The following is a 13,535-nucleotide window of genomic DNA, read 5'->3' on the forward strand; positions in this document are numbered from 1 at the left end:
ACGCTCTCGGCATTTCAGAGGTGGGGGATTTGATCGGTAAGCGGCTGCAGGACGTGATTCCTGAAGAGATCTACACCCGTTTGGCTGCGAGTGATATCAAGGCTTTGCAGCAAACTCAGCCGATTAGATACATAGATAAAGTAAGCAGCAGCGATGGTTACTGTACATGGTTTGATGTGGTGAAATCGCCGTTCAAAGATAAAGCCTCAGGCACCAATGGTGTGCTGATCATGGCGCGTGATATTTCAGAGCGTTACCTTGCTGAACAGAAATTAGAACAAGCCAACTTAGAACTTGAGAAGCTGAGTTTCTCAGACGGGTTGACTCAAGTTGCAAACCGTCGTCGTTTCGATGAGCAACTGCATACCCTCTGGTATCACCATATTCGGGAGAATTTACCACTGAGCATTATGCTGTGTGACATCGATTTCTTTAAAGATTACAACGATTGCTACGGCCACCAGCAAGGTGATGAAGCCTTAATAAAAGTGGCGGCAGTATTCCAACGAGTCGTCAGTCGATCTTCTGACTGTGTGGCGCGTTACGGTGGTGAAGAATTCGCTTTTATTCTACCGAATACGACGACGGAGGGGGCACTGAAAGTCGCACAGCGCGTCCATCAACAAATTCATGAACTGGGGGTTGAGCATCGTGGGTCCAACACATCAGATCGACTGACAGTCAGTATCGGTTTGGTCTCTCATGTTCCTTGTCATGGTGATGCGCCAGAAATGGGCGTTGCGATGGCAGACACTGCGCTTTATCAAGCGAAAGCGGATGGTCGTGATCGCACTAATATTCACCCAAGTTCTTGCTAACGCTTTGTGACCGCAGACTCTAAGTTGAGAGCTGGCAGTTTAAATCACCGTATTAAACACGTTAAACTGCGAGTATAAAGAATGAAGTGTTAATGAGTCCTAGCGACTTCTTTCTTGTGTCTTTCAAATATGTAAATCGTTGTTGCTCCTCCGCTTGGCGGTTTCGCTTTTCTTTATCAGTGTTCGATATCTAGCTTGTTCCATGGAGTAGTGAATGAAGCCCATGAAAAATCTTGCCCAGTACTACGTTGACCTATTGGTTAGACTGGGGATAGTCCGTTTCTCGATACTGCTGGCACTGGCGCTGGTGGCATTGGCTGTGGTAGTGCAAGTGGGGATTACCTTAGCGCTCAAAGGCAATGTTGATGACATTGATATTGTCCGTTCGGTATTTTTTGGTTTATTGATTACCCCTTGGGCGGTGTACTTCTTATCTGTCGTGGTGGATCAACTGGAAGAGTCACGTCAAAGGTTGACTAAGTTGGTGTCCAAGCTCAAAGACATGCGTTCCCGGGATCAAGAATTAAACTCTCAATTACATCAGAACATCGAAAAACTCAATCAAGAGATTGAAGAGCGTATTAAAGCGGAAGAAGCGCGTGAAGAGGCGATGCAAGATTTGGAGAATGAGGTGTTTCAACGTGAACGCACTCAACTTGAGCTTGCCGAGCGCACTGCGCTATTGCGGTCTTTCATCGATGCCTCTCCGGATTTGATCTATTACCGCAACGCCGATGGTGTCTTTTCTGGTTGTAACCGCGCAATGGAAGTGCTGACCGGCAGGAAAGAGCATCAGCTGGTCGGCTTGAGCCCTTGGGATGTCTACAGCAAAGAGGTGGCTAAACATATTGTCGATACTGATCAAAAAGTCTTTGCCGATAACCAAGCGATTACCTATGAGCAGTGGTTAGAATACCCAGATGGTCGTAAACATTACTTTGAACTGCGTAAGGTTCCGTTCTACAGCAAAGATGGCCGCCACCTTGGTCTGGTGGGGTTTGGTCGTGATATCACAGAGCGTAAGCGCCACGAAGAGTCATTAGAAAAAGCCAGCCGCGATAAAACGACTTTTATCTCGACCATTAGCCATGAACTGCGTACGCCATTAAACGGCATTGTTGGTTTGAGTCGCATGCTGCTCGATAGCCAACTGACGCAAGAGCAGCGCAAATACATGCAGACCATCAATGTAAGTGCCATTACTCTTGGCAATATCTTCAATGACATCATCGATATGGATAAATTCGACCGCCGTAAGTTGGAATTACTGCCTACGCCGCTGAACTTTGAAGACTTCGTCGCTGAAATTGAAAGTATCTCAGCGCTGATGGCAGAGCAAAAAGGACTGCGCTTTGATTTAGAGCGCTTAAGTTCGTTACCAAAAGCGATTGAAGTTGATGCGACACGTTTACGTCAGGTTATCTGGAACTTGGTTAGCAATGCCATGAAGTTCACCAAAGAAGGTGGTGTTGTAATGACAGTCAGCGCAGATTTAGAAGATGATTTTGCGACTATTATTATGGAAGTGGAAGATACTGGCATCGGTATTCCCGATGAAGAGTTGGATAAAATCTTCGCGATGTACTATCAAGTGAAATCTGGCAAAGATAACCTGCATGCGGTTGGTACAGGTATTGGTTTGGCGGTTTCTAAGCAGCTGATCAACATGATGGATGGTGATATTACCGTGGCAAGTGAGGAAGGCTTTGGCAGTACCTTCACCGTGTCTATTCACGTACCAATTGTTGAACTCGCAGAGCCTGTTGTCGATGCTAAACGCGATAAGGTGAGTCTGAACATCTTTATGGTGGAAGATATTGAGTTGAACATCACCGTCGCCAAATCACTGCTTGAGAGCTTGGGGCACAAAGTGACCGTTGCCATGACAGGTCAAGAGGCGCTAGTGAACTTTGTGCCAGAAGAATATGACTTGGCACTGCTTGATATTCAGTTGCCTGACATGACGGGGTTTGATGTCGCCAAGTACTACCGTGAGCACTACGATAATCTACCGCCGTTGGTCGCTTTGACGGCTAATGTTATGAAAGAGCGTCGTGAGTATCTAGATAATGGTCTGGATGATGCCATCAGCAAGCCACTTGCCGTGCAGGCATTACAAGCGGTGATTGATAAGTTTTGTATCGGCCGTATTGTAAATCAAGAGGAAGTGGTCGCCAAACCAAAGATGACTGAGGATGTTGCACCGCTGCCGCCACCTGTTATTAACACCCATTTGCTTGATTTGGATATGTTGGAGTCCTACGTGGATATTGTCGGTGTAAAGCCAGTTTTCGATAGCATCAAGATGTTTGAAGATATGATGCCGGATTACATTGAAGTGCTTGATTCAAATATGATAGCAAAAGACCAAGCTGGGATTGTCTCTGAAGCGCATAAAATCAAAGGTGCAGCGGGTTCGATTGGCCTTAAACACATTCAAAGTGTTGCTCAAAAAGCGCAGTCTCCAGATATGCCAGCATGGTGGGAGAATATATCGGATTGGGTAGAAGAAATTAAAAACGAGTACCAAAATGATATTCGAGTATTGAAAAGTTGGTTGGAACAGAAGGAAATAACATGAAGAAATCTTCATTGACAGCTCTGATTCTGGTCATGACACTTTTGGGAGGTTGCAGTGCGACTCCTCATCTCGATTGGCAGAAAAATAGTCAAGTTACAATGAACAAGGTTAACATTGAGCTTAAAAGCAACTTATGGGTGAACCTAATGCCAACTATTGGTGAAGTTCAAAGCCAGGATGTGCACGGAGCGCTTTATTTGAAAGCAGATAAAGAGCTGCCTGCTAACTTGACTGTTGATGCTTTGATCATCAAACAAGGCGGCTCTGAATGGAAAATCGATGGTGACTTATTGGAACTGCGTACGCACAGTGAAAATCAGTGGGAAGTGTCGTTCGTGTGGCAAGTCGACGCTGACATGGAGAGAACGGTCGATTTGGCACTCCAGTTGGATGATGCAGGTAAGAAAGTCTGGTTAGTGGAAAAAGGCATTAAGATCGACAAAGTGTATTAATCACAAGGCTTGTGGTTATTGCTCGGTTACAGATAACAAAAGGGCTTGCTCATGGAGCAAACCCTTAATTTTATCCTGCGGAAAATTAGTCTTCTAAATCGCCACAGAAGCGGTAACCTTCACCGTGAATTGTCGCGATGATCTCTGGTGTACCTGATACGGATTCAAAGTGCTTACGAATACGACGGATTGTTACGTCTACAGTACGGTCATGTGGCTTGAGCTCACGGCCAGTCATCTTTTTGAGAAGATCTGCACGAGTTTGAATCTTACCTGGGTTCTCACAGAAGTGCAGTAGTGCACGGAACTCAGAACGAGGAAGTTTGTAGCTATCACCAGCAGGGCTCACTAGAGAGCGACTGTTGATGTCTAAAACCCAACTATTGAACACGTATCTTTCTACTGAGCGTTTCTCTTCTTGTACTGCGTTGGTGCTCATCGAGCGGCTTAGCAGGTTACGAGCACGGATAGTCAACTCTCGTGGGTTGAATGGCTTAGTGATGTAGTCATCAGCACCGATTTCAAGACCCAAAATCTTGTCAACTTCATTGTCACGACCAGTTAAGAACATCAAAGCGATGTTCGCTTGTTCGCGAAGTTCACGCGCTAGAAGGAGCCCATTCTTGCCCGGAAGATTAATGTCCATAATAACCAAGTTGATTGAATTTTCAGACAACACTTGGTGCATCTCTTCACCGTCACTGGCTTCAAAAACAGCGTATCCCTCTGCTTCAAAAATACTCTTAAGAGTGTTACGAGTTACTTGCTCATCTTCAACGATAAGAATCTGCGGGGTTTGCATTGGCGGTACCTAAATTTGTGACAAAATTATGCGAATAGAATAAATTCTAGGCAAAAATATAACATACAGGTAATGTGATTTTGATAATAAAACAAGTTGATCAAAAAAACACTTCTTTAAGTTATCGTCCTCCTTGGAATTTTGCCAATTCACCACAATCCAATGGCGACGTTCATTCTATAGGGCTTGTTTACCTTTCAATGCCACGACTTACGGAGCATGAAACGTAAACACCCTAAGATATAGAGCGAATTCTATATTGTTAACAGCATGCTAACAATGCTCAAATGTTAATTCCATTCAGTTTGTTGATTTACATCAATGGATGAAACGTAACTATTGTTGAACATTTAAGAGTTATGATTGAAAAAAGTAATATGAACATTGATGTATCGTTATGGAATGCTTATTCAAATCCTTTTTTCCACTTTCATGCTGAATGGCAGGTTAGCCGTTATTCAGTGATCACTGCTTGGAACCCTCGCAGTGTTTTGCAGTCAAAAGAAAAGAACGACACAAGCAATCATAAACTCGAAAATCAATTAAACCACGTAAAGTACGTGCCTGTCACGGTAGGTGACCCGTTATTTAGTTGGTTTGAGGAAAGTTACGCAGCGGAGCTCCCCCCACAAGCTGCGATCGAACTGGGGCGTCAGTTCCAGCAAAACGCGATTTACTACGTTATCGATGACGAACTTTATTTAATCGCTTGTTCCGAACCTAAGACGATGCACAAGCTAGGGTCGATAAAATCGCGACTAGTAAAGAAGGATATTACTCATCTGAGTCTCCGCTCGGGTGAGACAATTCACGGAGGAACCATGAGAGACATAACCCCAGACATTTGTGACCAGTATGAAGACCAAGTGACTCAGCTGTGCTTACCATTACAAAACTTTGGTCAACGTACGGCTTTTCATGGCGAAATTGTCACTGTGCGCTGTTATCACGATAACTCAAAAGTGCGTGAAGTACTGAGGGAGGATGGTACTGGGAAAGTATTGATTGTCGATGGGCATGGGTCCTGTCAGCGAGCATTGCTTGGTGACCAATTGGCGATTCTTGGTATCGAAAATGGATGGGAAGGCATCATTGTTTACGGTGCGGTTCGTGATGTGGTGCAGATGTCACAGATGGATATCGGTATTCAAGCATTGGGAGCCTGTCCGTTTAAAACTGAGAAACGTGGCATGGGGGAAGTGAACGTCACATTGACTATGCAAAATCAGATCGTACAGCCAAAGCACTATGTTTATGCGGATTGGAATGGGGTATTGATATCGAAAGAGGCGTTGCGAGTTTAGAAGCGAAAGCCCAAGCCTAATTCAAAGCCTTGCTGCCATTCTTGATAATCCAGCGTGGCGTGGAGATCTAAATTTTCGGTGATCTTTACGCGACTTGATACCTCCGCAGCAAGGCTCGTGTCTTCTTCACGAATGCCTTCAACGGTCTCATTTTTGTAAGATCTGACGGTACTTTTTACCGTTACGCGGTTGTTTAGGTGATAGCTGATACCACTCAAAAAGCCGCTCTGGTTCTGGTTCGGAGAATTGTTTACGCGAGCACCTACGTAAAGGTCGACAGAGTCAAATAGCTCATAGGCGTAACCGCCGTCGATGTTCCAGACGTCAAAATTGTCGGTTTGGTGGTTTTCACTAGAGATAAAAAGCTTGTGTGGTGAAGATGATGTTTTGCCCGGTAAAAGCGGGAGATCACTAGCGACAGAAATGCCAGACACAACGAACAGTAACAGAAAAATCCATTTTTTCATGCTGGCCACTCCTTGTATCAAATATTTTATTAGTATGCGCTAAAAGTGATTAGTACGAACTAAAAGCTTCCATCAAGTAAAGCATATATTATGAAATCCAGCTCATTTATTTTCTATTTTGTTTGAACCTACGAGTATCGAGCGTGGTTAAGTGTTTGTTAATCAAGTGTTGGGTGGTGTGGTAGGGAAACAATGTTTTGATCTTGCGCTCAGTACAGAGAGCAGTTCAAGGATCTGGCGATGTTTTTTAGTGTTCCTCACCCTGATAGAAAAAGTATCTCAAGATCCCACCTCGAAAAGTTATTGTGATCACCTTTAGTATCAATGATATTGAGTAGTAGAAATTGCTACAAGACCGGAAAATAAACAATTTCTTGTTGACTCTGTTTACGAAACTCGGTAAACGTAGAGTTAAGCAAACAAACAATTTCGTTGAATATTGACATGACATCACACAGCCAAGTAGTAATGACCACGACCATTATTATTACCGACACTTTTAATGTTGGGGCAGGCTGCTGAGCGAAATAAATTCACGAAAAAGGCCTGTATCCCACAAGATACAGGCCTTTTTTTATGATTTTTTAAAGAACTTACAAAGGTTTAAGCAGATACATCGGAGGAAGGGATGCGAGTATTAAAGTTTGGCGGCTCATCATTATCAGATGCAGACCGTTTTTTGCGAGCGGCAGATATCATCGCCAACAACGCACAGCAAGAAGAAGTTGCCGTGGTGCTTTCTGCACCGGGCAAAACAACCAATAATCTGGTAGCGGTGATAGAAGGCGCGCTTCGCAATGGTGAAGCCGAACTGCAAATTGATGAGCTTGAAGCCTCGTTTGAGGCACTGTTTGCAGCGATACAGTGTGTATTACCAAACATCGATGGCACTGCGTTTGATAACCAAGTAAAAACGTCACTTTCTCAGTTGCGTCAATTCGTTCACGGTATCAACTTACTTGGTATGTGTCCGAATAACGTTAACGCACGCATCATTAGTAAAGGCGAGCGCGTTTCAATTCAATTGATGAAAGCAGTTCTCGAGGCAAAAGGTCAACCCGCACATCTTATTGACCCAGTTGAATATTTATATGCAAATGGTGATCACCTCGAGGCCATGGTTGATGTCGAGGTCTCTACTCAGAACTTCCGTCAGAATCCGCTACCTCAAGGCCATGTGAACATCATGCCAGGCTTCACCGCAGGTAATGAGAAAGGTGAACTGGTTACCCTTGGTCGGAATGGCTCTGACTACTCTGCGGCTGTTCTTGCGGCGTGTCTGCGGGCAGATTGCTGTGAAATCTGGACAGACGTAGATGGCGTTTATAACTGTGACCCTCGTTTAGTCGAAGATGCACGCTTGCTAAAGTCACTTAGCTACCAAGAAGCGATGGAACTTTCCTATTTTGGTGCTTCTGTTCTTCATCCCAAAACCATCGCACCTATTGCTCAGTTCCATATTCCATGTTTGATCAAAAACAGTTTTAACCCACAAGGCGCAGGTACGCTCATTGGTCAAGACACTGGCGAAGACAACCTGGATATCAAGGGCATCACGACACTAAATGACCTGACTATGGTGAATGTGTCTGGTCCGGGTATGAAGGGGATGGTCGGTATGGCAAGCCGTGTGTTTGGGGCAATGTCATCAGCAGGTGTCTCTATCGTATTGATCACTCAATCTTCTTCTGAATACAGCATTAGCTTCTGCATTGAAGCGCAAGATAAAGTCAAAGCGCGACAAGTATTGGCAGATGCATTTGAACTGGAGTTAAAGGACGGTCTACTTGAGCCAGTTGAGTTTATTGATGATGTGTCTATTGTAACTCTGGTTGGCGATGGTATGCGTACTTCTCGCGGTGTCGCGTCTCGCTTTTTCTCATCTCTTGCTGAAGTCAACGTGAACATAGTGGCCATCGCGCAGGGATCCTCTGAGCGTGCTATCTCGGCAGTGATTCCAGAAGACAAAATATCTGAAGCAATCAAAGCGTGTCATGAGAACTTATTTAATTCTAAGCACTTTCTAGACGTTTTTGTTGTCGGCATTGGCGGTGTTGGTGGCGAATTAGTGGATCAGATTAAACGTCAACAAGAAAAGCTTGCCGAAAAGGGCATCGAGATCCGTGTTTGTGGCTTGGCTAACAGCAGAGGTCTCCTACTCGATAGCGAGGGTTTACCTTTAGAGCATTGGCGTGATCGTATGTCAGCAGCGACAGAGGAGTTTAGCCTTGCACGTCTGACTTCTTTGGTGCAACGCAACCATATCATCAACCCAGTGTTGGTTGACTGTACTTCAAGTGAGGATATCGCCAACCAATACGCAGACTTCCTCGCCGCTGGTTTCCACGTAGTCACACCAAATAAGAAAGCAAACACGGCAAGCATGGCTTACTACCATCAGCTTCGTGACGTAGCGCGAAGCTCTCGTCGCAAGCTGATGTACGAAACAACCGTAGGTGCGGGTCTACCGGTAATCGAAAACCTGCAAAACCTGATATCAGCGGGTGATGAACTAGAGCGATTTAGTGGCATCCTTTCAGGGTCTCTGTCCTACATCTTTGGTAAGTTAGATGAAGGCATGAGCCTAAGTGAAGCGACCAAGATCGCTAAACAAAATGGTTTTACGGAACCCGATCCTCGTGATGATCTGTCGGGAATGGATGTGGCGCGTAAGCTTCTGATCCTTGCTCGTGAAGCTGGCATATCTCTAGAGCTAGAAGACGTTGTGGTTGACCAAGCTTTACCACCAGGCTTTGACGACTCAGGTAGCGTTGAAGAGTTTATGGCACGTTTACCAGAAGCGGATGCATACTTTAAAACGCTGTCGGCTAAAGCGGCGGAAGAGGGCAAAGTACTGCGCTACGTGGGGGAAATCGTCGATGGTCAATGCACAGTAAGCATTGCAGCAGTCGATGAAAATGACCCTATGTTTAAGATCAAAGATGGTGAAAACGCATTGGCATTCTACAGCCGCTACTACCAACCGATTCCACTGGTATTACGTGGTTATGGTGCCGGTACAGAGGTAACGGCTGCGGGCGTATTCTCGGATGTGATGCGCACGTTAGGTTGGAAGTTGGGGATATAACAACAATGAGTTCAAATAAGATGAATGTCGTGGTTTATGCCCCAGCATCAATTGGTAACGTCAGCGTTGGCTTTGATGTTCTGGGGGCAGCGGTCTCCCCTGTGGATGGCACGCTATTGGGTGACCGAGTATTGGTTAAATCTGGGGCCGAACCATTCAGACTAACGACAGCGGGTGAGTTTGTTGAGAAATTACCAACCGAGCCAAAAGAGAACATCGTTTATGATTGTTGGGTGGTGTTCGCTCGTGAGCTAAACAAAAAAGGCATCGAGTTAAAACCACTGGAAATGACGCTCGAAAAGAATATGCCAATTGGCTCTGGTCTGGGCTCAAGTGCCTGCTCTATTGTTGCGGCGTTAGATGCATTAAATCGGTTCCATGGTCAGCCACTTAATCAGACAGAGTTGCTAGCGCTGATGGGAGAAATGGAAGGTAAGATCTCTGGTGGTATCCACTACGATAACGTTGCACCATGCTATCTTGGTGGTGTGCAGTTGATGCTTGAAGAATTAGGTATCATAAGCCAAGAAGTGCCCTGCTTTGACGATTGGTACTGGGTGATGGCGTATCCTGGCATCAAAGTGTCCACAGCCGAAGCGCGTGAGATCCTTCCATCTCAGTATCGCCGACAAGATATCATTGCACATGGTCGTCACCTTGCAGGCTTTATTCATGCGTGTCATTCTGGTCAGCCTGAACTTGCTGCAAAAATGATCAAAGATGTGATAGCAGAACCGTATCGTGAGAAACTGCTGCCAGGCTTCGCAAATGCTCGTCAATACGCGGCGTCTGCGGGGGCATTGGCTACCGGTATTTCTGGCAGTGGCCCGACGCTATTTAGCATTTGCAAAGAGAAAGCTGTCGCTGAGCGAGTTGCTCGCTGGTTAGAACAGAACTACGTACAAAATGAAGAAGGATTCGTTCACGTTTGTCGTCTAGATAAACAGGGTTCGAAAGTAACAGGAAGTGAGCTATGAAGCTTTACAATATAAAAGAAAATGATCAACAAGTTTCCTTTGGCCAAGCCGTTCGCCAAGGGCTAGGCCGTAACCAAGGTCTATTCTTCCCATCGGAATTACCAAAATTTACAGACATTGATACGCTACTGGCAGAAGACTTTGTCTCTCGTAGCACGAAAATCTTATCAGCACTGATTGGTGATGAGCTGGCGGAAGAGCAAGTTAACGCCTTGGTTGACGCTGCATTCCAATTCCCTGCGCCAATCAACCAAGTCAAAGACGGTATTTACGCATTGGAGCTTTTCCATGGCCCCACTTTAGCTTTTAAAGACTTTGGTGGCCGCTTTATGGCGCAATCTCTTGCAGCCGTTTCGGATGGCGGTAAGATCACCATTCTGACAGCAACTTCTGGCGATACTGGTGCAGCTGTTGCGCACGCTTTCTACGGTATGGAAGACATCAATGTTGTGATTCTTTACCCGAAAGGCAAGATCAGCCCACTGCAAGAAAAGCTTTTCTGTACACTTGGTAATAACATCCATACGGTAGCTATCGATGGCGACTTCGATGCGTGCCAGGCTCTGGTTAAGCAAGCTTTTGATGACTCTGCATTGCGTGAAGAGATTGGCCTGAACTCTGCAAACTCAATCAACATTAGCCGTTTGATGGCGCAAATCTGTTACTACTTTGAAGCCGCTGCGCAAATGAGCAAGCAAGAGCGTGAAAACCTTGTGGTATCCGTACCAAGTGGTAATTTCGGTAACCTTACCGCAGGTCTACTGGCAAAAGCACTGGGCTTGCCTATTAAACGTTTCATCGCGGCAACGAATGCTAATGACACTGTGCCACGTTACCTAGAAACGGGTCAGTGGCAGCCGAAACCAACGGTTGCAACGACATCGAATGCAATGGATGTGAGTCAACCGAACAATTGGCCTCGCATCGAAGAGTTATGCCGAGTGAAAGAGTGGGGCTTAGAAACACTTGGTAAAGGTGCGGTATCCGATTCGCAAAGTGCCGAATCAGTAAAAGATCTATACGCACTTGGCTACCTGTGCGAACCGCATGGGGCGATTGCTTACCGTGTTCTTGAAGAGCAATTGCAACAGGGTGAAACTGGTCTGTTCCTGTGCACTGCGCATCCAGCGAAGTTTAAAGAAGTGGTGGATGATATTCTGCAAACCGATATCGACCTTCCAGCGCCACTAGCGAAGCACGCTGCAATGGATCTGTTGTCGGAAGATCTGGATGCTGACTTTGATGCATTGAAACAAGTTCTGCGCCGCGTGCAGTAAGCACCTAAAATAGTCACAACAAAAAGGCGAATGAGTGGTCATTCGCCTTTTTAAATTCTAACTTGCTCGTTTACTGAGTGATTATAGAGACTCTGTAAAAGTACGAGCGATTACGTCACGTTGCTGTTCCGGAGTTAACGAGTTGAATCGTACTGCATAACCAGAAACGCGGATAGTGAGCTGTGGATAGTTTTCTGGATGTGCCACTGCATCTTCTAGAGTTTCACGTTTAAGCACGTTCACGTTTAGGTGTTGGCCGCCTTCGATACGAGGAGCGGTCTCAATGGCTACTTCACGGCTTTCGTATTCACCTAGGTCACTGATTGCGATAACTTGGTCAGCTTGGTAAGTGGAGGTTGCGGCAACACAACGAGCTTCACTTTTCTCGCTATCGAGTAGCCAGATTGAGTTTAGTAGTTCGTCGTTTGCTGCTTTAGTAATTTGGATACCTTGGATCATCACTATCTCCTAGACCACTTACGTGGTGATTATTGGTGTTAATTTTCGAGTTTGTCGAGTTAGGTATTATATAGCCAATATCCATTGCCCCAGTATTGATTTAAGTCAAAAAACAACCAAAAACCTTGTTTTTATAAAGGTGATTTTATTGCTTGAAATCAATAAAATCCTCAAAAACAAAATATTGATACTGCTTTTTCATAAAGTAGAAAATATGTTGGTATGTATTTTGTAGTAAATTAACTTCAAAGTAAGCTGGAAACTTTATCTTACTGACGTAACTGACTGTATTTAGTGAGCCATACTGAAAGTCTAAAGTGATTAAATGACAAACTTAAAAAACGCGTACGGAAACAAATTCATTGGTGCTCATGTTTCGGCGGCTGGAGGGGTAGATCAAGCGCCACTCCGTGCTCGCGAAATCGGTGCGAATGCGTTTGCTCTGTTTACTAAGAACCAACGTCAGTGGGTTGCAAAACCACTTGAAGAGAAAACAATTAGCGCATTCAAAGCAAACTGCAAAATGCTGGGGTTTGGCGCAGAGCATATTCTTCCACATGACTCTTATCTGATTAACTTAGGCGCCCCGGAAGAGGAAAAACTGAATAAATCTCGCGCAGCATTTGTTGATGAGATGGGGCGTTGTCATCAACTTGGGTTAACGTTGCTGAATTTCCATCCTGGTAGTCATCTAAAGAAAGTTTCGGAACAAGAGTGCTTAGCGACGATCGCCGAGTCGATCAATCTTGCGCACAAAGCGGTGCCCAATGTGATTGCTGTGATTGAGAACACGGCGGGTCAAGGCACAAACTTAGGTTGGAAGTTTGAGCATCTTGCCGAAATCATTGCTCAAGTTGAAGACAAAGAGCGCGTTGGCGTATGTCTCGACACTTGCCACACCTTTACTGCCGGTTACGATCTGCGCACTGAAGAGGATTGTGAGCGTACCTTTGCTGAGTTTGATCGTATCGTTGGCATGCATTATTTAAGGGCAATGCATCTCAATGATTCAAAAGTAGCATTCGCTAGCCGGGTTGATCGCCATCATTCACTCGGCAAAGGCGAGATAGGTTGGAGCTGCTTTGAGTACATAGCCAAAGACCCACGTTTCGATAGTATTCCCTTGATTTTAGAAACCATAGATCCTGATATTTGGCCACAAGAAATCAATGCGTTGCGTAGGTTTCATATTGATGCAATGGCTACCTCGTAGCTCAACAGCATACCTTGCCTGGTCTGCGCATCGATATTTTTAGTGTTTATTTCTGGGGAGATGGTAAGTTTTTGTTTGTTTGGGTTTTGCTCGCTAG

At 45.1% G+C, this 13,535-nt stretch carries 11 protein-coding genes, 1 pseudogene and 1 other annotated feature; of the genes and pseudogenes, 9 read left to right on the forward strand and 3 right to left on the reverse strand.

The window, feature by feature from the left end; all coding sequences use genetic code 11:
* The 3 genes from AND4_RS15860 to AND4_RS15870 all read left to right on the forward strand — a co-directional run.
* Positions 1-818 (forward strand): diguanylate cyclase (locus tag AND4_RS15860; protein WP_009843989.1); only part of this gene is annotated, 818 nt, incomplete at its 5' end.
* A 214-nt stretch (positions 819-1,032) separates the two neighbouring features.
* A complete protein-coding gene (gene arcB / locus AND4_RS15865; protein WP_009843990.1) occupies positions 1,033-3,399 on the forward strand; it encodes an aerobic respiration two-component sensor histidine kinase ArcB in 2,367 nt (788 codons plus the stop codon).
* Complete coding sequence (locus AND4_RS15870) at positions 3,396-3,851, forward strand: hypothetical protein (RefSeq protein WP_009843991.1); 456 nt, start codon at positions 3,396-3,398, stop codon at positions 3,849-3,851. The genes arcB and AND4_RS15870 overlap by 4 nt, the downstream gene beginning before the upstream one ends.
* A gap of 85 nt (positions 3,852-3,936) precedes the next feature.
* Here the strand turns inward: AND4_RS15870 and arcA are convergent, their stop codons facing one another.
* The gene (arcA, locus tag AND4_RS15875) at positions 3,937-4,653 is read right to left on the reverse strand and encodes a two-component system response regulator ArcA (protein WP_009843992.1); all 717 of its coding nucleotides are present in this window, start codon (positions 4,651-4,653) and stop codon (positions 3,937-3,939) included.
* Positions 4,654-5,012: 359 nt separating this feature from the next.
* Between arcA and AND4_RS20460 the strand changes: the two are divergent.
* Both AND4_RS20460 and AND4_RS15880 read left to right on the forward strand, forming a co-directional pair.
* Positions 5,013-5,417: pseudogene (locus AND4_RS20460) on the forward strand (DUF3293 domain-containing protein); the annotation flags it as partial.
* A 57-nt stretch (positions 5,418-5,474) separates the two neighbouring features.
* Positions 5,475-5,957, forward strand: coding sequence for a putative 4-hydroxy-4-methyl-2-oxoglutarate aldolase (locus tag AND4_RS15880; RefSeq protein ID WP_043991781.1), 483 nt, complete (start codon positions 5,475-5,477; stop codon positions 5,955-5,957).
* On the opposite strand, the gene AND4_RS15885 is transcribed toward AND4_RS15880, so the two are convergent.
* Positions 5,954-6,424, reverse strand: a complete 471-nt coding sequence (locus AND4_RS15885; RefSeq protein WP_009843994.1) for a hypothetical protein — start codon at positions 6,422-6,424, stop codon at positions 5,954-5,956. The genes AND4_RS15880 and AND4_RS15885 overlap by 4 nt on opposite strands.
* Positions 6,425-6,881: 457 nt before the next feature.
* Positions 6,882-7,001: a sequence feature (Thr leader region), on the forward strand.
* Between the two features lie 51 nt (positions 7,002-7,052).
* Here AND4_RS15885 and thrA point away from each other — a divergent pair.
* Genes thrA through thrC form a run of 3 tightly spaced genes read left to right on the forward strand, consistent with a single transcriptional unit; the run spans position 7,053 to position 11,766 of the window.
* Complete coding sequence (gene thrA, locus AND4_RS15890) at positions 7,053-9,512, forward strand: bifunctional aspartate kinase/homoserine dehydrogenase I (RefSeq protein WP_009843995.1); 2,460 nt, start codon at positions 7,053-7,055, stop codon at positions 9,510-9,512.
* A 20-nt stretch (positions 9,513-9,532) separates the two neighbouring features.
* Positions 9,533-10,489: a homoserine kinase gene (gene thrB, locus AND4_RS15895; RefSeq protein ID WP_043991778.1), complete on the forward strand. Its 957-nt coding sequence runs from the start codon at positions 9,533-9,535 to the stop codon at positions 10,487-10,489.
* Positions 10,486-11,766, forward strand: coding sequence for a threonine synthase (gene thrC / locus AND4_RS15900; RefSeq protein WP_009843997.1), 1,281 nt, complete (start codon positions 10,486-10,488; stop codon positions 11,764-11,766). Before thrB ends, thrC begins: the two co-directional genes overlap by 4 nt.
* 81 nt (positions 11,767-11,847) lie before the next feature.
* On the opposite strand, the gene grcA is transcribed toward thrC, so the two are convergent.
* On the reverse strand, positions 11,848-12,225 hold the full coding sequence (grcA, locus tag AND4_RS15905; RefSeq protein WP_009843998.1) for an autonomous glycyl radical cofactor GrcA: 378 nt from the start codon (positions 12,223-12,225) through the stop codon (positions 11,848-11,850).
* A gap of 325 nt (positions 12,226-12,550) precedes the next feature.
* Between grcA and nfo the strand changes: the two genes are divergently transcribed.
* Complete coding sequence (nfo, locus tag AND4_RS15910) at positions 12,551-13,438, forward strand: deoxyribonuclease IV (RefSeq protein ID WP_009843999.1); 888 nt, start codon at positions 12,551-12,553, stop codon at positions 13,436-13,438.
* Positions 13,439-13,535: the final 97 nt, after the last annotated feature.

Source organism: Vibrio sp. AND4 (assembly GCF_000171815.1).
In the GTDB taxonomy this organism is placed as follows: Bacteria; Pseudomonadota; Gammaproteobacteria; order Enterobacterales; family Vibrionaceae; genus Vibrio.